Origin of the sequence: Pseudomonas sp. SJZ074, from assembly GCF_007828215.1 — a bacterium.
In the GTDB taxonomy this organism is placed as follows: Bacteria; Pseudomonadota; Gammaproteobacteria; order Pseudomonadales; family Pseudomonadaceae; genus Aquipseudomonas.
Map to the genome: position 1 here is coordinate 40,220 of NZ_VIUE01000015.1, position 20,519 is coordinate 60,738.

A 20,519-nucleotide genomic window follows, 5' to 3' on the forward strand; every position below is an offset into this window, starting at 1 on the left:
CGTGGAGCTGATCGACACCCACACTCACCTGGACTTTCCCGATTTCGACGCGGATCGTCCGGCGTTACTGGCAGCGAGCCGCGCCTTAGGCGTCCGGCAGATGGTGGTGCTGGGGGTGTATCGCGACAACTGGCAGCGAGTCTGGGACCTGGTACAAAGCGACCCGGACCTGCACGCCGCGCTGGGCCTGCACCCGGTGTACCTCGACCAGCATCGCCCTGACGACATGGCGCACCTGCGCGACTGGCTGGCCCGCCTGGCCGGGCATCGGCAATTGTGCGCGGTGGGGGAAATCGGCCTGGATTATTACATCGAGAGCCTGGACCGTGAGCGCCAGCAGACGCTGTTCGAAGCGCAACTGCAACTGGCGGCGGAGTTCGAACTGCCCGCCCTCATCCACGTGCGTCGCAGCCACGCAGCGGTGATCGCCACCCTCAAACGCCTTGCTCTGAAACGCGCGGGGATCATCCACGCCTTCGCCGGCAGTTTCGAAGAGGCCCGCGAGTACATCAAGCTCGGCTACAAACTCGGCCTCGGCGGCGCCGCCACCTGGCCCCAGGCCCTGCGCATGCACCGGGTCCTGGCGAAACTGCCGCTGGATGCGGTTGTACTGGAAACCGACTCCCCGGACATGGCCCCGGCGATGTTCCCCGGCCAACGCAACAGCCCGGCGCACCTGCCGACGATTTGCGAGGCCCTGGCCGGGATCATGGCAATCAGCCCGGAACAACTGGCCGAGGCCAGCACAGCCAACGCCCGCCAATTGTTCGGTTGGTAAAACACCTGTGGGAGCGAGCTTGCTCGCGATAGCGGTGTATCACCCAACACATGAGTCGTCTGACACTCCGCCATCGCGAGCAGGCTCGCTCCCACAAGAGTTCTGCAGCGATCATCACACCCGAAACGCATTGATCAACAACTTGAGCTGCCCCACCTGCGCAGACAATTCACGGCTGGCATCCTCGGTCTGGTGCGCCCCTTCGGCCGTGCGCTCACCCGCACGGTTGATCTCGACAATGTTCTGATCGATATCATGTGCCACCGCCGTCTGCTGCTCGACAGCGGCCGCGATCTGCTGGTTCTGGTCGACGATCATGCCAACCGCACCGAGGATGTTCTCCAACGCCTGCTGGACCTTCTCCGACTGACCGACCGTGCCATTGGCCATTTCATGACTGGTGCCCATGGCCTTGACGGCTGCGCCCACGCCACCGTGCAGACGGCTGATCATCGCCTCGATCTCTTCAGTCGATTGCTGGGTCCGCTTGGCCAGGGTCCGCACTTCATCGGCCACCACCGCGAAGCCGCGTCCCTGTTCACCGGCCCGAGCCGCCTCGATCGCGGCGTTGAGGGCCAATAGGTTGGTCTGCTCGGCGATGCTCTTGATCACGTCCAGCACCCGGCTGATAGCCTGGCTGTCGGTCGCCAACTGATTGATCACCTGCACCGATTGATCAATCTCGCTGGCCAGGCGGGCGATGCTGCCCTGCTGGGACTCCACCAGCCCACGCCCATTGAGTGTTTCGTCGTTCACACTGTGAGCGCTGCTGACCGCCGCGGCGGCACTGCGGGCCACCTCCTGGGCCGTGGCTGACATCTGGTTCATCGCCGTGGCAACCAGTTCGATCTGGTTGCGCTGCCCCGCCACCGCCAGATTGCTTTGAGCCGATACCGACTCCACCTGCCCGGCCTGACGTTCCACCTCGACGACGGTCTGCCCCACCCGTTCGATCAGGTCGTGGATCTTCGCCACCGTGCCGTTGAACACCTCACCCAACTCGCCCAGTTCGTCCTGGCTGCGGGCCACGAAATTAACCGTCATGTCCCCTGCCGCCACTTTATCCATCATCCGGCCCAGGTAGTGGAGGGTGGCGCGGGTCGAAGCGTAGAAGCCGGCATACAGATAGAAAATCAGCAGGAACACCACCACCAACGCCACAGCTTGCAGCACCATGTGGCTGCGGTTCTGCTCCAGGCGATGCTGCAACTGGACACCGAGGAAACCCAGCGCTGCATCGTCCAGCCGGTACGTCTGCTCCATCAGGCTGCTGACCTGACCAAAAAATGCCGGCCAGGGCGCGTCGAGGGCGTCGGCCATCACCACCTGTTCTTCGATCAGTTCAGCGGCCTTCTTCAAGGTGGCCTTGCTCGTGTCAGCCGGGCCGGCGAGGGCTTGTCCCGCCGCAGGGCTGGAGGTCAACGCGTCTTGCAGCTTCAAGCCATATTCACCCTGGACTTTTTCGATCTGCACCAGCAGCTCATCGAACCGGGTGCTGGAGGCGGAATTGAGAAAACCCAGACCCAAGGCCGACGCGCCCAGCGCACGCCCCTCGCCCAGGATCTGGGTGACATTGGGGGTGACGCCGGTAATCAGTTCGCCGAGCTGACGAATATCGCTCTGGTTGTCACGACTCAATCCTGCCTGGCTGGCGATGATCTGGCTGAATATCTGCGAGCTGTTAAGCAGCTTGCCGATCAGCGCACTTTTGCTCTGCAAGGAGTTTTCCGCCTGTTGGACCTTGAACCCGGCGATTATCTCGTCGCGCTTGGCCTCGAAAAGACTCGCCTGATCGGACTCCACGGCCATGGCGGTCATGCCCTGCAGACGCGTGAGGATCTGTTGCTCGAAGGTGGCTATTTTCGCGTCCACATCCCCGGCCTTACCGGACTGGCCCAGGCTGGCGTTGATCTGCACCAGGTTGTTCAGGGTTTCCAGGTCGCGACGCAGGGTCAGGCTGCTGCCCAGCAGGTCGAGGCTTTGCAGCTCCACTTGCGTTCCCTGGAACTCACGGTAGGAATCGCGTACCAGAAAGAAGTTGGTCACCAGCATCGGCAGCAGAAACAACACGCTGATCAGGCTGAATTTCATGCCGAAACTCAGGCGGTTCATCAGGGCGACGGCGGGCCAGAGCAAACTCTTCACAAGGAAGCCTCCCGGTAGTGTTTTTATTGTTATGGGACATGCGCACAGAGACAGCAGAAAGCCACTATTGGGCGCTGTCCCTGTATAGCCTAAATCGGAGAGGAGATTTGTAACTTAAGGTTAACGAGTCAGCCCGACCCATTCCTGTGGCGAGGGGTCACCATGTCCCGGGCCAAACAGGAATGTGTTTGTTTCCTCAGGCCAACACCGTCCATAGCGCAAACCCGGCATACCAGAGCACGGCCGCCCGCAACAGCAATTCCCACAGCCGATCGAGGCTGTTGATGCCGTCCGGCCCGGCCACGGGCTCAGGAATTTCGCCGGCCACCAGGCCGACCTTGTCGACCAGTTGAGCGGCGCTGATGTTCCAGTTCAGCAGTTCATGCAGCATCACCCGGCTGACCGCCACGAAGTTGCCCACCAGGGCGAAACTCGCCGCCAGCAGCCGCACCGGCACCCAGTCGAAGGCATGGCGCAGTTGCGCTGCCCGCTCGGCCACGCCAGGGTTCCGGCTATGCTCGGCGGCCAGCGCCAGCAGGCGATAACTCAGGGCCGCCACCGGGCCCAGCAGGAAATACCAGAAGATCACGGCGAAAAAGCTCTGGTAGGCCTGCCACAGCAGATGGCCCTGGACCCGTTCCAGCAATTGCTCGCCATTGTCGGCTTCGATACCCAAGTCCCGCTTGGCCACATGGATAGCCGCCTGCAGGTCTTCGCGACGCCACGCATCGCGAAAAGGTCCCAGCTCGGCCAACAGATCCCCACGCCCCAGGCTGTAAATCACCACCAGCAAGTGAACCGGCAGCACCAGCAATCCATAGGCCAGCGGCTCAAGTACCCACAACAACAGCGCCAGTAGCGCCACGGGCAACAGGACCATGGCCAGCAGTACCAGCCAGGGCCGATTGACCCAGCGAGGGGTCGCCTCGATCCGGTTCAGCTCGCCCAGCCACGCGCCGTCGCGCTGGACTCGCTGACGCAAGGCCGAGAATTTCTCGATCCAGACCGCCAGCAGCAACACCAGAAAACTCATTGTCCTTCCCCTTCTGTCAGGGCCGCTCGATAGCGCCCCCAGTCAAATGCCGGTCCCGGATCGGTCTTGCGCCCCGGAGCGATGTCGCTGTGCCCGCAGATGCGTTGCACGGTGATCGCCTTGAAGGCCGCTTGCAATTGCCGCGTCAATTCCACCAGGGCGACATACTGCCCGTCGGTGAACGGCAGGTCATCGGTTCCTTCGAGCTCGATGCCAATGGAAAAATCATTGCAGGTTTCCCGCCCCTCGAAACACGAAACGCCCGCATGCCACGCACGCTCCAGACAAGAGACAAACTGGGTGACGGCACCGTCACGCTCGATCAGAAAATGCGCAGAGACACGCAGGTCGGCGATACCGGCAAAGTAGGGATGTTCCGTGACATCCAGGCGATTCTGGAAGAATTCCTGCACCTTACCGGTGGCGAACTGGGCAGGCGGCAGGCTGATGTTGTGGATCACCAGCAGGGAGATTTCGCCCTCGGGGCGCGCATTGAAATTGGGCGATGGGCAATGACGCACGCCATCGCACCAACCGCTCGCGGGGTCCAGCTGCATACAGGTTCCTTCGGAGACGACGGCGATGCCGCCAGTATGCCGCGATCGACCCGGACTGTGCGATCACTTGCCGCGATTGAGTTGACGCAGATTGCCGAGCACGGACTCCAGCGCCCGGTCGAACAGCAGGGTATCGTCCAACAGCCGAGCTGCCCCCCGGCGAAACTCCAGGGCCAGGCTGGTGCGGCTGTGCTCTTGTACCTTGAGGCCGGTACGGTTGACGAAGATATATTTGCCGGTGCTCTGGATGATCGCCGCCAGCTTGCAACGCAGGCTGTTGTCGTCATCCTCCTGGAACTCGACCCAACTGCCCAGGCGCAACTGGTCGACCTGAAGCAGGCCCACGTCATCGGCCGGCAAGCTTACCGTCGCGGTATCCGCAGGCGCTTTGTAGGCGGGGCGCAGGACTATTTTCTCCCGTACCTCGATCATTGCCGGCGCATCGGCCGACTGGGCCTGATCCGTGGCCTGGCCCATACGCTGCAAAGCCTGCACATGCAGGACTTCCAGTTCGCTGAAGAATTCGCTGGTGGCGAACGGGTCGAATGCCGAACGACTCAACCCTTCGCGCAAGGCCTTGAGCAGCTCCGGCACCATGGCCAGCAAGCGTAAGCCGGCATCTGGCTCATCGTGATACTGGACACTCCAGATCAGTTGCTCCAGGGTCAGGACATCGGCCTGCCATTCGGCGGACTGCTCGCCATGCTTGAAGCCGGTGAGCAGCAGCACCTGGCTCCAGGCCTGCTGCACGAATTCCACCACGGCCTGGGGCAGCACCTTGCCAAACATGACCTGATTCAACGCACCTTCGACCCGCTGGCGCGCCAGCTCAGCCTTGGCCCGCCCTTCTTCGGCATCGCGGATCCGCTGTTCGAGCAGCTCGCAGCGGCGCCGCTCATCACTGGTGAAGGCGAGGAATTCGGCCAGTACTTCAGAGAAAATCGCCGGGTCATCGACGAAGTCGTTCAACAGCCGCTGCACCACCTGTTCGATGCGCTGGTAAAGGCTATCGCGCTGATGATCGTCACAATCGCCCCAGCCCACGGCGGCGGCGGCAATTTCGTTGAGCAGCCGGCGGGCGGGATGATTGCCGCGGCTGAAGAAACTCTTGTCCTGCACCGCGACCTTGAGCATCGGGATTTGCAGCCGGCCGATCAACGCCTTGAGGGAGTCCGGCAGGTTGTGGTCGTCGAGGATGAACTCGAACATCATCGCGATCAGGTTGATCACGTCCTCGTCGGCACCTTCGACCACCCGCGACTTGCCGCTCTTGACGCTGACCCGGGTAAGCAGTTGTTCGAGCTGGCTGCGCAGATCGAACTCGTCCTGAAGCGTGGGGGCCGGCACGTATTGCTGCAAATGGGAGAGCAGACGCAACAGGTCACGGGTCGAGATGGGCTGCGCCGGTGCGCTGGGCTCCAGGGTCGGCGCCACGCTGCCACGCACCTGCATCACCAGTTTCTGCAAGGCGGAAAACACTTCCTGCACGCTGTCATCGACCTCGGCGGACCGGGGCTTGGCCGCACGCTCCGGCGTGGAACGCGGAGCATCGTCGGCACGATCCGACGCACGCCGGGACGGCGAAATCTTGAGATCCGACAGGATCCCCGTGGCCGCCAGCAACTGGTTGGCCTCGGCATAGAACTGGTCGCACTCGCTGAGCACATACCGCTCGAACAGCTTGAGCAGGATCAGCTTGACCTTGATCTCCACCCCCAGGTTGCGCCCGGCCTGCAGAAAGGTCTGGCACAACAGCGCCGGGCTCAGGGGATTCTGGGAACTCGCCATCGGCCGGGCCAGCAGTACGCTAAGCCGGGCCGTCAATTGGTCGAGGGAGGCCCCATCGCGACTGAGCACCCGGGTGACCATGGCCTCCACGGCCAGATGGCGCTCCAGATCGTCATGGGACGACTTGCCCGGCCCCCCCGGAGCGACGACGGTGCTCAAGGAGGCGCGAGTCAGGTCGTACTGGGCGAGGCTGACGAACGCCTCGAAGAACTGCTCGATGAATTCGCGTTCGATGCTCTTTCGCTTCAGGCGCAGGTCCCGCATGGCTTCGAAGAACAGATTCTGTTCGACATCGTTGCGCGCCCGGTCGGCCATCTCGAACAGCGTATCGTCAGCGTTATCGAACAGCCTCTGCAAACCCAGGCGCAACTGTTGCGCAGCCTTGTCGCGAACCTGGAGCAGAATCACAGGCAAACGGGCGAGTGGCGAGCGATTCGCCTGATCGGTAGAACCCTTGCGCAAAGGCACTACATTCCCGTCGTTATGCATCCTGGCCTCCTGAAACGGTGTTCTTCGGTTGGCAACGTCAAAGCCATGACGTCAATCGAAAGGCGGATTATCTGGTAAAAGAACCCCGTCGCACCAGAGGACTCTGTGACCCAGCTTGAAATACATCGCAATAGATGACCGGGAAATCGGCAAAACGTTGCGAAGAGCCGACCAAATGCAGGTCCTGGTGAACAATGTTTGTGCCACAGGACACTGGCCCTATAATCGGCCCACTTTGCCTGTGGAGCCCGTTATGCCGAACCTACGTCTCGCCGACCTGACCGCCGAAATCGAAGCCAATGTGCGTCGCGCATTGCTCGAAGACATCGGCAGCGGCGACATCACCGCGCAACTGATCCCCGCCGAACGCCTGGCCAAGGCCATCATCATTACCCGCGAAGCCGCGATCATCAGCGGTACGGCCTGGGTCGACGCCGTGTTCCGGCAACTGGACTCGCGTGTCGCGGTCCACTGGCAAGTGCGCGACGGCGACCGGGCAAGCCCCGACCAGGTGCTGTTCCACCTAGAAGGCCCGGCCCGCTCCTTGCTCACGGGCGAGCGCAGCGCGCTGAACTTCCTGCAAATGCTTTCCGGCGTCGCCACCCGTGCCCGTTACCTGGCCGACTTTGTCGCCGACACCCAGGTCAAGCTGCTGGACACCCGCAAGACCCTGCCCGGGCTGCGCCTGGCGCAGAAGTACGCCGTGACCTGTGGCGGTTGCCATAACCACCGCATCGGCCTGTACGATGCCTTCCTGATCAAGGAAAACCACATCGCCGCCTGCGGCGGGATCGCCCAGGCGATTGCGACCGCCCACAAGATCGCACCGGGCAAACCGGTGGAAGTCGAAGTGGAAAGTCTGGCGGAATTGAAAGAAGCCCTGGCGGCCAATGCCGACATCATCATGCTCGACGAACTGAGCCTGGACGACATGCGTGAAGCCGTACGCCTGAACGGCGGCAAGGCGAAGCTGGAGGCCAGCGGCGGAATCAATGAAAACACCTTGCGACCGATTGCCGAGACCGGGGTGGATTACATCTCGATCGGAGCGATGACCAAGGATGTGAAGGCGGTGGATCTGTCGATGCGGCTGAGCCTCTGAGCGGCAGTTGCGAGCTTCAAGCTGCAAGCTTCAAGCGGTTCGACGCCTGTCTTGCAGCTTGTAGCTTGTGGCTGCTTTTTTAAACTACAAGATTATTCATCTCGCAGTATTCCTCCCAATCCACACCCAACACCTCGGCAGCCTCCTTGTGCAAGGCAAGGCGCTGCGCCTCGAATTCCTCAGGTGTGCTGGTGTACTTGAGCGTCAACTCCCAAGGCTGCAGCCCCTGGGCTTCGGCCTCATCTTCGAAGGCCCACTGGATCTGGTCTCTCTGTTCGTCGTCGCTCAGATTCCTGATTTCTTCCAGTAACTGAGGCGTGTCCAGGGCGTATTTGCGCAGGGCTTCTTCGTGTCTGGCTTCTTGCGTCAGTTCTTTAGCCGTCATGTCGTTCTCGCTGATCGGAGGAATGGGGATAGGTCTGGATCATTCAAGGATCTCTCTGACACAGGAAACCGTGACTTGCCCGGTTTACCTGGCCTTCAGAACCATTCGTGAGGATCATCTGAAAACAGAGCAATTGTTTCGTTGAGGCAAGGAATCCTAGCAGAGACGCAAGCCAGTGCAACAACAGGAGTCGAAGAGCGCAGATAAAGGAAGCGTGGTGCCCGAGACAGGAACCGCACTAAGCACAAAAACCCATATAAACACTGATCAAAATAGGCTGATCAAAAATTTGATGTACCAACAGATGTACTGTTTGCGCTTCGCTGATCATCTGATCGGCCGGGCGGCGTCATGAAATTGAACCACTTCACATACTGACTGAATATCAAGTTGTGCCCCTGGCCGTTCGGATGTGTACGGTCGTAGAGAAACCACTGAGCGTTACCGAACGGTGTGTAGGTGTCGATCACTGGCACCCCCCAGTCCCTGGCTATTTCGTCGACCTTATCAATGAACGCCTTGTAGCCTGGGATGATGGCGTAATTTTCCTTCACCAGAACCACCTGGATCCCCGCTCCCCTCAGAGCTTGAATGATCTTGTTGGTGTTCCTGGTGTACGTTTCCACGGTCAGCTTGTGGTTAGCGTCATTGATTTGAAGGGGGAGGAAAACCACTTCTGGCCTGCGTGGCAGCCGAAGGACCTGATCAACGGAATTGGTTTGGCGTGTAACACTGCTTGAGGGGGTAGCGACGCCAAGGTGATCATTGGTGTCCCAGCCGCTACCGCAGATATTCGCCACGGTTGACGCTGGGTTTCTGGCCTTGAGCATCGCCCTGAGCTTGGTCGGGGCGCTTTGCGGGATATCGCTCTCTATCTGGTCGTCACGGATTTTCCCATTAGACTGCAGTATTGATCGGATATGCTTCCAGTCGTCGCCATAAAAGCCGCACGAAACGCTGTTGCCGATAAAGGCAACATGTACAGGTCGACTCATTTGGTAGCTTGCGACAACATCAACATAATCCATCTAGACAAAATCCTCAGGTTTCTCATCAGCCTACAGCCTACAGAAACCGAGGATCTCAGTCACTTTCGTAATTACGCTACACGCTCAATGACCAGCTCAGACTGGTAAGCGCTGTTGCCAAATACGGGCGTTGTTGCTTGCACGATTGCGGTAATCGTTACCGTGTCGCCTGCCGCCAAGTCCAAATGCCACTCAATGTCGAAAGAGATTTTGTCGGTGAGAACTGCCGTGCCTCCAGCCACCGTTTCGGCCGCTCCATTTTTTCTGACCTCTATGTAACTATTTGTCAGCGAGTAAGACGCACCAGTAACAATCGCATGGGCAAAGACCTTGTAGCGACCTGCTTGGTTGGCAGGAACTGTAAAAACCCCCGTCGAGTTGTTGTAGGCCCGCCGGCGGTCGTAATCCTCGGTGGGAAATATTAGTACGGCACTAACCCCCGACGTCATGGCCTGAGTTGCACCGGCCGCACGTCGAGCCTTTACCGAAACCGGAGACGGGTCATTGATACTCACGCCGAGCCAGTAAGCACCCGGACCATAGCAGTCTGTAACAATCAGTTTTGATGGGGTCACCGGAGTAGGTGAAGTGTCATCTACGATAATCACATCACCATACGTTCCAAGACAGTACATGTTCCTTATGAAGTTTAGGCCGCCTGCAGCCTCGTTCCAGCTATACACACGGCACACAAGGAACCCGCCGTTGATATCGACCCCTTTGCAGCCGTCGAGGAAGATGCTGCCGCCGCTTGGCGCACTGTAGGCGAAGAAGTGACAGTTGACGATTGACTGCCCATTCTGAACGTTGTCGCACCACAAGTTGTATCGAAAGTTGTGGTTTATGTTTACGCCGTTGATGATCCCGTGAGCGTGGTTCGAGCCGTTAGATATACGCAAACCATCCTGCAAGTTGTCAACGATGTGGCCGCCGATGACGTTTACATTACCGGCCGCCGTAACCAAACCGCAGTTGTAGTTACCAGAGCAATATGGGTTGAGAATCGTGTAATACTCGGCGCCAGTACCAGCCACGTCGAGAATCCCGATGTTGTTTCCGGTGCAGTGTGGATTATTGATTGTGCCGTGGTTGCTTCGCCCGGACGTGCTAGAACCTGGAGTTACATAAATCCCATAGCCTGGCATGTCCGAGACGATAGGGCGGTCGATGTACCAGCGCGAGCAATCATTGATGCGAACGCCTGCTGCCCCGGTAAAGGTTGCCCCGCCAGTCCCTGTTATTGCGAACGGGCCGATGATGCTGGTTCGATCTGTGAGCGTTACGTTGATCAGCGTCTCGGTAGTGTTGGCCGTGGTGAAGATGGATCCAGTAAGTAGCCAGGTCTGATTGCTGCCGGGGCTGAAGGTGCCGTCGAGCTTACAGGTCAGGCCGCGAGCATCGATAATGCCAGGGCCAGCAGCAGCGGCCGCCTGGAACACGGCTATGTCATTGGTCACTCCGTCATTTGCCAATGCGCCGAATTGACGGATGTTTCGCTGTCCACTCAGAACAGCTCCCACGGTAAGAAGGTTTCCGCCAGGACTGAACAAGCCAATGCCATTGGCGCCCTTCAAGGGATCAGTGTAACTAGAGAGGTCTTGTACGGAGCGAACCACGGAGTTCGGGAAAGCATAAGCAATGTTTGCAGCGTTATTGATCGGGCCCTGACCGGTCTCGAGAACGCTTGCCACATAATCAAGAACATCTTGCCAATTTGGCGCAGAGCTTGGGTTGCCGGCGGCGGAGGCAAGGTTGATAAGCCCGTTGCCCTTTGCCCGGTAAAAGCCAGAACCGTCAACGTCGTTCACCCCCAGGACTGGCGAACGGCTGGTAGTGGTGAGCAACTGCTTGAGAGCCTGCCAGATTCGGTCGAAGTCGCGGTTCACGGTCGAGGAAAGGAAATCGCCGTTTTCCTGATAATCCACCAGCCTTTGAAACGGTACTTCCAAAACGAAATAGAGATCACCCACAGGCGCGATGGTGAAGGTGACAGAGCTGGTCGGCTGGCCGACACCTGTTTGGGTGTATCCAGATGTTTGCAGGACCCCGTTTAAATAAACCTTGAGGTCGCCGGCCTCGATCACCAGGAACGGTACGGCATAGATGGTGGTGACGCCGTTGGCGGCATAGCGCTTTTCGGTTGGCCCTGGCTGGACAGACATGTGTAGACCCCTTGGTGGCGGCGGGCCCTAGTATTCAACCTGCACGTCGTGCACGCCCGCATCTGGACGCCAATCGTCCCGCCGGACCTCTGTCGGTTTCCCGACTATTCGGCCAATGCGCACAGGGGTTTGGGCGATTGCGCCGGCGCCGGAGTCGATGAAGTCATCATCCTGATCTGTCAGCGCTGGGTTGAAGTCGCGCATCTGATCCCAAATCGTTCGAAGCACATCGATGTGGGCCCACAGGAAGCGCGCCGAGAGAGGCGGCTCGAAGGCGTCGAGGATGCGTTTCTGCTTGTTGGTACTGCTGTGCTCTTCTCCTACGCCGCACCCCGTGCCCTTCAGGGCCTGTTTCAATATCGCGGGAGCGAACCCACCGGGCCCGTTGGTTTCGATGATCACCCGGGGAATCTGGTACTGAATGACCAGTTCCCGGATCTGATAGACCTGGCCGCCGTTGATCCGGTCGCGCTCGTCGAACTCGGCAATCTCACCAGTGAGTCCCTTCGCCAGATGCCAGTACAGTTGCCCCCTGGCGTCCGTGAGGATCAGGGAAAAGGCTGAGGCATCCGACTTGATCTTGCCCAGCGAGCAGTCCCAGTAAGCGATGGCACCGACAATCTGCGTTGAACCCAGGTACATGGCCGCCGCGCTGTTGGCATAGCGCATGGTCGGCTGCACGTCGTAGGGAATGATCCGAGCAGGATCGAGGCGAACCTCCGTGACGGGCTTCGAATGGAGCTGATATTGCGAGTCCCATTCGTTGATCGTGCGGGTTTCGCGCCGGCGGATCTCCAGCGTAGCCATGTCGAAACGCTCGGGCCAGGCGCTGCCCGCGTAGCAGTCGATCAGCGTTCCGGGCGGCTCGAAGAATGCGATACCCGTTTTGGTGACCTGATAGTCCTTGCCCTGCACCAGAACCCGGGCATGCTTGCCGATGCCGGAGAAAACCACGTCAGGCACGAACGGCACGTCATAGGCGTGGCGCTTGGCGTCCTCGATCCTGAATTCCTGGGCGAACATGCGGATGGTCAGGCAGTCGGCCCCCATGCTCTCCAGTTCGTCGTACAGGCTGTCATGGGTGTGCGGCGTGCCTATAAATAGCTTGCTGCCGCCAGGCACCAGGATGTGCGTCTGCTCACCCAGGCGATACCTAAGCTTCTCGCGAGCCTCAGGGGTCTGGATGTTTCGCGGCACCTCAACGTCGTCGTTCTGGCATTCGTCCGCACGGGCCGACGTGACGTTCGACAAAATGCCCTTGGCGAACATGCTCGCGTTACGAATGTCCGCGGCCCCTTCCACCCACCATTGCTCAACGGTGCCCTGGTTGGGCGGCAGCAGGTGCCGAGTAAGCGGGTGATTGCGAATGACGTTCTGTGTGTCACGGCTGGTCTTGTAGGCCGTGGGGTCTGATTCGGACTGGTGAAGAATGCGAAACGTCGGGTCCTTGTAGTACAGCCAGGCGTTGTAAATCGCGAGCAAGGTCGATTTGCCGAAGCCCCGGAAACAACGCAAAACGGCCAGAGGCCCTTTGGCCTCCAGCCACATCAACGCTTGAACGTGGATGAACGGCACATCCCAACGCATGCGCCGCGCCCACAGCATGAAGAAAACCAGTAGGCTGACTTTCTTCTCTGGGTCAGTGGACATTCCCGGCCTTCTGCATCCGCTCGATGATGGCCTGGGCCTCACGTTCGGCGGATGCCAGCTCACCGTCCAGCTCATCAACCGCATGTCCAGCATCTGGTGCCGGCTTCTGCCGATTCATGATGCCGGCGATGTTCACAACCTTGAGCAGTAGCGTCATGGTGGCTGCGGCGTTTTTCTTGCACCAATAGCGGTCGCCTCGCTCCTGCTGGGTAAGTTCTGCCGGCGGCTTCTCCGCGCCAGGCCAGTTGTGCGGATCAACCTCGGTGATGACAACCTCCCCCAAGCGTTCGCTGAGCGCTTGTAGGCGCGTGATCTGATCATCTCTCATGGTCTCGCTCCCACGGCTGCGCCAAGGTTTGGAGCCCGATCCGGCGTCATGTCGCCAGGCTCCCACCAATACGATTGCTTGAATTCCGTCTTGGCCCGCTTCTTCATCCGGCGCAGGTAGCCAGGGCTGAAATATTCCTGAAGCTGGTTGAATATCAGGTGATCGGTGGCCGCCTTCGTGTACCAGAGGTTTGCGCCTGGGGTATGGGACTTGGCGAGACGCACCAGCTTGGCGCCGGTCTGGTTTACCTCGCCTGCCGCCGCGTTGTCCTTGAGCTTGAACACGGCTTCCAGGTCGCCGGCAATCGGCCCGCCAATGGCTGCCAGCGGTGAACTGCCGCCCTGGGAGCTGTCGGAGAACAGGAAGTCACCGTATAGCCCCAATGCCCCGCCCTTGAGCATCGAGGCCACACCAAAGCGCAGGCCAGGGACGCCCAGCGTTCCGTCATCGGTGACGTTCTTCGGGTCACGACCTGCAGCGATCTCGCCCAACTGAATCGCCATTCCGCCCAGGACGGTAGTGGACGCTACCAGCGCGCCGATATATCCAGCCTTGCCCCAACCTTCCTGGGCCAGCCCGCGCCGAACGTGGCGCAGCATCATGGCGATAGAAAAGCTTTTGAACTGCCAGAACGAGCGCATCAGTTCGCCCTTAACGGTGCCACGCTCGACACCACCGTGCATGACGGCCTTCTCCCGGGCACCGGGTTCGATGATCGCCATATTGGTTTCATCCAGCACCGTGCCCAGCAGCTTGGTGGCGGCCTGATCCTTGAGGCGTTGCGGGGTTGTCTTGAGCTGCTGCGCCAACGGCACCAGGTCAGCGTTAGGGATGCGGTAGATGCTGTTCGCCGTCAGTACGGTGTCGCCCGCGCCGCGCCAATCCTCTGGCTGCGCCAGGCGCCACACGGCCCAATCGGTTTCCGTCACGCCCTGCCCGAGCAGGCGCTTGCTGTCGGCCGGGTCCATGGCCGCAATGGTCGGATGCCGCCGGGACATGTCACCCAGGGTATCCATCATGGTGGCGCCGAACGCCCGCTGGGTGCCGGCGGTCAATGCGTTCATGCCAGAGGCCTGCATGATCTTGCTGGCGGCGGTCTGGCTGAACTTCGAGATCCGCCCGGAAATCTGTTCCGTGGTGCCTAGGCCATCAGCCCCCCAACGGTTCAGGCTGCCGATCAACTGATTCAGGCCCAGGCCTGCGCGCTGTGCCATGCGCCGGTCTGCCGCGCTGGCCGGGTTTAGCATGCGTATCTCGTTGGCGAACACCTTCATCACCGGCATACCGTTCATGGATGCGGTAAGGCCCAGGGTTCCCTGGTCGGTGACCGACGTCAGCACGGCAGAGCCCAGGCGACTGGCAACGTTCAAGGCGCGATACGTCTCGAAGCCATTGGCTATGGTTGCCGATGCCGGCGGCTCCCGGGTGCCGGCCACTTCTTCGAACAGATTTTCAATCTTGCGGCGCTGCTTGGCGGTCTTGTCGGACTTCTTCGGGTCGGCTGTGTCTGTGGCCTTCTGGCCCTCATCGAGGAAGTAACGCATCTGGTTGGACGGGTTCGGGCCCAGGGCCTCAACCAGAGCGATGTCACGGGACGCCCGGTCAATGTGACCTATCAGCAGCTCCAGCAAATTGCGCTCACCGTAGGCCTTCTGTGCTGCGATGAAGCTTTCCGCGTCCTTGTAGTGGATTTGCCGCGACTCGCTCCCACGGTTGGCGCGCATGCCGTTACCGGCCGCCTGTCCCGGCTCCAGCTTGTTGACGCCACCGGTCGCCAGGGTCTGCCATGCATGGTTCAGGAAGTCGGTCAGCTCGGCATCGTTCATGGGTGTGCCATCTTCCTTGAGGTACTTGGCCCGGTTGGCCCACTGGATGTGGTCGCCTACCCATTTGGCCTGGTCCTTGGCGACCTTGACTTGCGAGTGATCGCGAGGCATTGACCAATCATCAAGGAAGCCCACATCTCCGCCGGCGCGGTTGAAGCGCTGGCGAAGCTGCTCGGCAGTGTCCTTGAAGGATTTGGCGGCAGCCTTGGCCGTGGCGTTGCCGGAGTCCTGGCCGTGCAGTTCGCGCACCAGCGCAAGGTTTCCGGCTTCGTCCTGGAACAGCCCGAGGAACTTGCCTTTGGTCTGGTCGATGACGTCCAGCATGCGACTGAGCGCGTCGTCACGAATGGCGCGGGTGGCCGATTCAATGGACTGAATGCCGCTCTTGCCGTCCGACGAGAACGCCAACAGCCGATCAAGCCCTTCAAGGGGCTGATCGGGGAATCGCTTCATGTAGCTGTCGATACGGTCATGGGCCAGGATCGTCAGCGCCACGCGCTTTTTCTTGAGGTTGGCTTCATCGACCAGGTCCTTGGCGGACTTGGCGGCGGCCTCGTTGAGCCGGTCAGCAGCAGTCTTTGATTGCCAGGTGGGGTCGGTCTGCGCCAGTTGCTTCATATTCCGGCGCACACGATTCTCGATGCCTTGGATTTCTGGCTGCGTGAGGGGGCGGCCAATGGCCTGGGTTACGGCCTTGATACATTCGGGGCGCATGGGCTTGCTCCTGATGGGATGGGAGCAAGCCTATGGGGCGGGGATAGACGGTTTCCCGACTATTTAGAAACCGCGTTGCAGGAAGCAGGCAGCGGCAGCGGCGAAGCCTCGGGCGTCATCCTGAGCCTTGACGATTTCAGCGTCAGCGCTGGCGAGCATTTCCCGGGCGGACACGGTGATAGGATTGCCGTCGGCATCGATGGCACCGGTGGATATCCGCATATCCTCAACCCTGGACAGGATCTCGTCGGCAACCTGAATCTCTGGATCGGCACTCGGTTTACCGGACTCGCTTACCACCTCAGCCCCCGGTTTATCAGGGTTGGTAACTTTCTCCCCGGCAGACTTACCAGTTTGTTTACCACCAGGTGGTAAGTCAGCCTTCGGTGACGACGCTTCCGGTTTTGCAACTTGTTTTGAGGTGCCGATATCCAGCGGCTTGGCCTGCAACGTAGGCTCGGCGCGCTCGATGTCGTCAAGGATTCGGCGGATTTCCTGCTGTGCCACCTGGGCCATGCTCAAGCGGGTATTGCCCTCGGCCACGCCGGCGGCAAGGGGCTTCTTCTCGAACCCCTGCACAATGGCGTCAGCGCGCTGACTGACCCGCTCTTCAAACCTTCGTGGGAGCGAACCACGATCAAGGGTGTTCAGGTCAGCCCGGGCCTGCTCTGCACTGCGGTTGCCGCTGAGGCTGTCATTCAGGGTGGCCTGGCGGTCGGTCAGGGCTTGGCGCTCGGCATTGATCGATTCCCGCGCCGAACGCTCGGCAGCCTTGCGGCTCTGCCCTTGCTGCTGAAACTCCTTTGCTCGAGCACGGAACGTGTCGTCCAGCCCTTGCAGGCTGTTGGCTACAGTCGATAGCTCGGCCTTCACATCGCGCACGTTGGGCAGAATTCCGGCGGCTTCCTGCTCCAGCTCCAACCGCAAGGTGGGCTCCAAGTCCTGGCGGGCGGATGCCAGTGCCGCGTCACGGCTTGGGGCCATGGCCGGCACATCGTCAGCGGTACGCAGGAACTCCGCGCTGTGGATGCTCTCCGGTAGCACTACAGACTCGCCACGGCTCAACTGGCTGATGGCCGTGCGGATAGCGTCCTGATGCGCTACAGCCGACCGTGGGTTTATCGGAGCGCCTGGGGCGGTATCGATGTCGGCATGCTGGTACGTGCGCTCGGCCAGCGCTGCGTCCACCTGCCTGGTGGTGGGCCGGCGTAGGCCGTTCGCTCCCACACGGCCAATGCCGAAGAATGCCGCGCCCAAGATGGCGTCGGTGGCGATGGCTGTCCCGTCCATGGCCTGGTACTGCGCGGCCTGGGCGGTGTAGCCGTTGCTCTCCAACAGCTTGGCAGTAGCGCCACGCCCGGCCATGCCAAGACCAACGTTCGCTCCCACAGCAATTGCGGCGTCTCCGAGCAATGGCTTGACGAAGCGAGCGGCAGGAAGTGCAGCACCGATACCAACGGTCGCCGCATCAATCGTGCCCTTGTAGGTGGCGGTTTCCTCGTCCAGGCCTTCGGCCATGCCAACCTGCTTGCCGGAATAGCCGGCAGGCGCACCAGCACCAACCGCCGCTCCCACAGGGCCACCGAACGCGGCGCCCACCACGGTACGCGGCAAGACGGCGGCGGCTTCACCCAGGATCTGCCCGACCACCCCAACCTCGGCCGGATCTGGACGCAGGTCCATGACCGCTTGAGCCGTGCCCTGCCCCAGAGTTTCCTGGCTGGAGCGCTCGGCGCTGGTGACGTCTGGCGATCCGCCAAACTTCGGCTCAGGCAGCAAAGCGCTGGCAGCCAGATCGAGGCCGCCCTGCCACAACGAACTGAACCCGGATTCAATGGCACCGCCGGCCTCCAGCCCGCCGCGCAACAGGTTGGGCCCCAGCGTTTCAAGGGCCCCAGTGAAGACACCCGGCTTCGGCCTTTCCTCAGTGCGCTCGAAGCGCTGATCCTGGCTCAGAGCCTCGTTTTCTTCAACCAATCCGTCGAGCCAGCTCATTTTACTTTCACCACCATTGGTTGCTGGGTTGCTGGGTCGATCTGCACACGACCCGCGTTCATCAGGTAATACGAGCCCTCGCGCCCTGGCACTGGCGACAGAGGCATGTCCTCCAGTTGCCCCAACGGGAACTTGGTGCGCTCGGCCATGCCTTGCAGCTCTAGGTCAACAACCCTGTCAAAGTCATCATCCGTCATGCCATACGGTTTGATGACCTTCGCCCCGCCACGCTCGCTGATACCGCCGGTAGCCATTTCGATAGCAGCCTTTGCGGTATCGCTGTCCAAGTCTTCACCTTCTCCGTAGACAACCCCCTTCGCCGCCGCTGTGCCTGCATACAGGGACTTGAAAGCCAGGAATGCTTGCTCCCGCTGCGGTGTTCCTGGAGCCATGGCAGTGCCGATGTGCTCTTCGAAGGCCTCGCGAAAGATGTTGTCTTTGGGCAGCGGCACCGATTTGTCCTTCAGCACCTTGCCGCCGGCCAACAACATCTTGGGCACGTCGGTGCCGTCCTGCCCCTTGAGCCTGCGGAACTGCGCCATGCCGGCCAGTACCGTGATGGGTTGATCGGCTACCAGAGGCTTGATGGCTGCTGCATAGTCAGCACCAGACGGCGAAGCGGCGGCAATTGAACCCAAGACCTGAAGCTTGGTGGCGTCATCTGCCTGAGCCATGACAGAGGTCAGCAACGCGGTCTCTTCTGGCTTGAACGGCACGCGAGCCACCTCAGGGCCGTAGGCCTTGCGCACTGAGTTGACCACGTCGAAGCGCTCAGCGATCTGTTCACCCAGCTTGGCCTGGCCTTCTGGCGTGGTGATGCCCGAAACGTCCAGAGGCGCAACGTCCTGGCCGGTACGCATGGCATTGAAGGTCAGCGGGTTTTCGCGCAGAAGCTTGGTGTTGTTGTCGATGGCAGTTTGTAGCCGGGCGATGTTGGTCTGCTCGACCACACTGGCGCCAGACTTCGCCATCTGGAGGCGCTTCTGGTCGACGTATTGTTGTTGCACGGCGATGGGCTGGCGTAGCAGGGACTGGACTTCGTTCATTTCGCCCATGCGCGCGTTGAACTCGCCAGCCATTGAGGTGCCAGATAAAGCCGCCCTCCACCGCTGTTGATCCGCCGGTGTTGGCGGAATGCCCGTGGCGGCCTGCCGGTCCATCTGGGCGAGGATCCGCTCAGCCTTCATCTCCCGCATTTCTGCCTGGCGCTGTTGCTGCTCCTTCACCTGGAATATGCGGCCGCTGACTGTGTTCAATAGCTGGTTGCGCTTCTCGGGGTCCAGCTTCTTGGCGTAGAAGCCATCCTCGGCGGTGAGATCATGCTCCAGCTTTTGCAAGCTGCCGATGTTCTCGCGGGACTCGATGACACGCTGGGTCGCGTGCGTGGTCCAGTTACCGTCCTTGAATTCCTGTTTCTTGCTGGCCCAGGCTTCGCCGTATGCCAGACGACCGGCCACGTCGATGTCTTCGGCATCCATCCGGGCGTTGATCTGGTCTACGTTGGCGCCTGGCAGAGCGGCGTCCTTGCCCAACATATCCATGCGGGACGTGATGTCGCTTTGCGCCGCCATGATGCGGCCCTTGCCAGAAGCCTCTCGGACCCTTTCCAGGCCACCCAACTGCATGCGCTTGAGGGAGTTGCCTATTTCTCCCTGCTGCGCCTGGTCAAGCCCTGGAGTTTCCAGTGCCGGCAATTGCGACACGGCCGCATTGTAGGCTTCCTCCGACTTGTCATAACTGAGCTTACCGGTGCGCATCTGCTCATCAAGGTCATTCGCGATGGTCTTGATCTGCGATTCGCGATCAATCAGCGCGTTGCTCGCCTTTACTCTGGCAAGTGCCTGATCCTCCTTGTTGACCTGGTCCAGGTAGCCGAGGGCTGCGCCTTGAACGGCAGAAGCCACCCCTTGGGCGGCTCTGTTCTGTGCGCTGTTATCGACGGTAACCACGCGCGTTTGTTGGGCTTCTGGCTGGACGTTGACCCGTCCAAAGCTGCCGAGTGGGATCTGTGGCATCAGGAATTACCCCCGATCTGCGCGACGGTGCCGTTTCTGCCCGATGCCGACGCCTTCCAGGACATGCCAGTCTGAGCGCCAGCGGACAGCACGGTGCCGATGGATTGTGAGTTGGCCGCCGACCGGGCTTGCTGGCCGGCCAGCGTGTAATTGCTGGCGTCGTTGTAGAGCCTGGATTGCTGGTTGCGACCATTGAAGATAGTCAGCGCCGCATCCTCTTCAGCGTTGCCAATGATCTCTTCGTTGATGTTGATCGCGGTCCCGGCCCCAACCTCTACGCCAGAAGCCGCAAGCGCTGCGTTCGCCTCGCTGGCCTGGTTGCGCGCCAGGCGCCGGATGCGATCGGCCTGCACCACGGCGGCGCTGGCAGCGTTATCCGCGTCGAGCTTGGCTTGCTCGCTCTGCGCGTTAGCGTTGAGCTGCGCCTGCTTGCCAGACTGCTGGGTTGAATACACCGAATAAGCGGTGGCTGCAGCCATTGCTGCATAAGCGGCATAGGCGGCATAAGCGGCGTTCGCGGCCAT

General features: G+C 60.6%; 15 protein-coding genes and 1 pseudogene. 2 read left to right on the forward strand and 14 right to left on the reverse strand.

The genetic code is table 11. The features are described 5' to 3' along the window. Position 1 precedes the first annotated feature (1 nt). Positions 2–778 (forward strand): TatD family hydrolase, encoded by a 777-nt coding sequence (locus FBX99_RS16525; RefSeq protein WP_144930246.1) that lies wholly within the window; start codon positions 2–4, stop codon positions 776–778. A 114-nt stretch (positions 779–892) separates the two neighbouring features. On the opposite strand, the gene FBX99_RS29600 is transcribed toward FBX99_RS16525, so the two are convergent. From FBX99_RS29600 to FBX99_RS16545, 5 genes and pseudogenes are all read right to left on the reverse strand, one after another. Further along, positions 893–1,822 carry a methyl-accepting chemotaxis protein gene (locus FBX99_RS29600; protein WP_371923864.1) on the reverse strand — a complete coding sequence of 310 codons (930 nt, stop codon included), beginning with the start codon at positions 1,820–1,822 and terminating at the stop codon, positions 893–895. Then, a pseudogene (locus FBX99_RS29605) lies at positions 1,799–2,890 on the reverse strand (methyl-accepting chemotaxis protein); the annotation flags it as partial. The gene FBX99_RS29600 and the pseudogene FBX99_RS29605, both read right to left, overlap by 24 nt. A gap of 229 nt (positions 2,891–3,119) precedes the next feature. After that, positions 3,120–3,956, reverse strand: coding sequence for a regulatory signaling modulator protein AmpE (ampE, locus tag FBX99_RS16535; RefSeq protein WP_144930244.1), 837 nt, complete (start codon positions 3,954–3,956; stop codon positions 3,120–3,122). Continuing rightward, complete coding sequence (gene ampD, locus FBX99_RS16540; protein ID WP_144930243.1) at positions 3,953–4,513, reverse strand: 1,6-anhydro-N-acetylmuramyl-L-alanine amidase AmpD; 561 nt, start codon at positions 4,511–4,513, stop codon at positions 3,953–3,955. Before ampD ends, ampE begins: the two co-directional genes overlap by 4 nt. Positions 4,514–4,576: 63 nt before the next feature. Next, complete coding sequence (locus FBX99_RS16545) at positions 4,577–6,790, reverse strand: DUF1631 domain-containing protein (RefSeq protein WP_144930242.1); 2,214 nt, start codon at positions 6,788–6,790, stop codon at positions 4,577–4,579. Between the two features lie 253 nt (positions 6,791–7,043). On the opposite strand from FBX99_RS16545, the gene nadC reads away from it, so the two are divergent. Then, positions 7,044–7,892, forward strand: a complete 849-nt coding sequence (gene nadC / locus FBX99_RS16550) for a carboxylating nicotinate-nucleotide diphosphorylase (RefSeq protein WP_145132123.1) — start codon at positions 7,044–7,046, stop codon at positions 7,890–7,892. Between the two features lie 79 nt (positions 7,893–7,971). Here the strand turns inward: nadC and FBX99_RS16555 are convergent, their stop codons facing one another. The 9 genes from FBX99_RS16555 to FBX99_RS16595 all read right to left on the reverse strand — a co-directional run bounded on the left by FBX99_RS16555 (position 7,972) and on the right by FBX99_RS16595 (position 20,519). Then, the gene (locus tag FBX99_RS16555; protein ID WP_144930240.1) at positions 7,972–8,277 is read right to left on the reverse strand and encodes a DUF6388 family protein; all 306 of its coding nucleotides are present in this window, start codon (positions 8,275–8,277) and stop codon (positions 7,972–7,974) included. A 281-nt stretch (positions 8,278–8,558) separates the two neighbouring features. After that, a complete protein-coding gene (locus FBX99_RS16560) occupies positions 8,559–9,305 on the reverse strand; it encodes a GDSL-type esterase/lipase family protein (protein WP_145132125.1) in 747 nt (248 codons plus the stop codon). A 71-nt stretch (positions 9,306–9,376) separates the two neighbouring features. Beyond that, positions 9,377–11,467 (reverse strand): right-handed parallel beta-helix repeat-containing protein, encoded by a 2,091-nt coding sequence (locus tag FBX99_RS16565; RefSeq protein ID WP_145132128.1) that lies wholly within the window; start codon positions 11,465–11,467, stop codon positions 9,377–9,379. A 27-nt stretch (positions 11,468–11,494) separates the two neighbouring features. Continuing rightward, the gene (gene terL / locus FBX99_RS16570; protein WP_145132136.1) at positions 11,495–13,117 is read right to left on the reverse strand and encodes a phage terminase large subunit; all 1,623 of its coding nucleotides are present in this window, start codon (positions 13,115–13,117) and stop codon (positions 11,495–11,497) included. Beyond that, entirely contained in the window at positions 13,107–13,445 is a 339-nt protein-coding gene (locus FBX99_RS16575; protein ID WP_145132138.1) for a hypothetical protein, read from the reverse strand. Before FBX99_RS16575 ends, terL begins: the two co-directional genes overlap by 11 nt. Beyond that, on the reverse strand, positions 13,442–15,985 hold the full coding sequence (locus FBX99_RS16580) for a hypothetical protein (protein ID WP_145132140.1): 2,544 nt from the start codon (positions 15,983–15,985) through the stop codon (positions 13,442–13,444). Before FBX99_RS16580 ends, FBX99_RS16575 begins: the two co-directional genes overlap by 4 nt. A 63-nt stretch (positions 15,986–16,048) precedes the next feature. After that, positions 16,049–17,980, reverse strand: a complete 1,932-nt coding sequence (locus FBX99_RS16585) for a hypothetical protein (RefSeq protein ID WP_145132142.1) — start codon at positions 17,978–17,980, stop codon at positions 16,049–16,051. Continuing rightward, a complete protein-coding gene (locus tag FBX99_RS16590; protein WP_145132144.1) occupies positions 17,977–19,995 on the reverse strand; it encodes a hypothetical protein in 2,019 nt (672 codons plus the stop codon). The genes FBX99_RS16585 and FBX99_RS16590 overlap by 4 nt, the downstream gene beginning before the upstream one ends. Continuing rightward, positions 19,995–20,519, reverse strand: coding sequence for a hypothetical protein (locus tag FBX99_RS16595; RefSeq protein ID WP_256664076.1), 525 nt, complete (start codon positions 20,517–20,519; stop codon positions 19,995–19,997). The genes FBX99_RS16590 and FBX99_RS16595 overlap by 1 nt, the downstream gene beginning before the upstream one ends.

What these genes read in the sequence shown, in the direction of transcription:
- FBX99_RS29600 (WP_371923864.1), bottom strand. Translation starts at nt 1,822, where the DNA reads ATGACGGTTAATTTCGTGGCCCGCAGCCAGGACGAACTGGGCGAGTTG.
- ampE (WP_144930244.1), bottom strand. Translation starts at nt 3,956, where the DNA reads ATGAGTTTTCTGGTGTTGCTGCTGGCGGTCTGGATCGAGAAATTCTCG.
- ampD (WP_144930243.1), bottom strand. Translation starts at nt 4,513, where the DNA reads ATGCAGCTGGACCCCGCGAGCGGTTGGTGCGATGGCGTGCGTCATTGC.
- FBX99_RS16545 (WP_144930242.1), bottom strand. Translation starts at nt 6,790, where the DNA reads ATGCATAACGACGGGAATGTAGTGCCTTTGCGCAAGGGTTCTACCGAT.
- nadC (WP_145132123.1), top strand. Translation starts at nt 7,044, where the DNA reads ATGCCGAACCTACGTCTCGCCGACCTGACCGCCGAAATCGAAGCCAAT.
- FBX99_RS16555 (WP_144930240.1), bottom strand. Translation starts at nt 8,277, where the DNA reads ATGACGGCTAAAGAACTGACGCAAGAAGCCAGACACGAAGAAGCCCTG.
- FBX99_RS16560 (WP_145132125.1), bottom strand. Translation starts at nt 9,305, where the DNA reads ATGGATTATGTTGATGTTGTCGCAAGCTACCAAATGAGTCGACCTGTA.
- FBX99_RS16565 (WP_145132128.1), bottom strand. Translation starts at nt 11,467, where the DNA reads ATGTCTGTCCAGCCAGGGCCAACCGAAAAGCGCTATGCCGCCAACGGC.
- terL (WP_145132136.1), bottom strand. Translation starts at nt 13,117, where the DNA reads ATGTCCACTGACCCAGAGAAGAAAGTCAGCCTACTGGTTTTCTTCATG.
- FBX99_RS16575 (WP_145132138.1), bottom strand. Translation starts at nt 13,445, where the DNA reads ATGAGAGATGATCAGATCACGCGCCTACAAGCGCTCAGCGAACGCTTG.
- FBX99_RS16580 (WP_145132140.1), bottom strand. Translation starts at nt 15,985, where the DNA reads ATGCGCCCCGAATGTATCAAGGCCGTAACCCAGGCCATTGGCCGCCCC.
- FBX99_RS16585 (WP_145132142.1), bottom strand. Translation starts at nt 17,980, where the DNA reads ATGAGCTGGCTCGACGGATTGGTTGAAGAAAACGAGGCTCTGAGCCAG.
- FBX99_RS16590 (WP_145132144.1), bottom strand. Translation starts at nt 19,995, where the DNA reads ATGCCACAGATCCCACTCGGCAGCTTTGGACGGGTCAACGTCCAGCCA.
- FBX99_RS16595 (WP_256664076.1), bottom strand. Translation starts at nt 20,519, where the DNA reads ATGGCCGCGAACGCCGCTTATGCCGCCTATGCCGCTTATGCAGCAATG.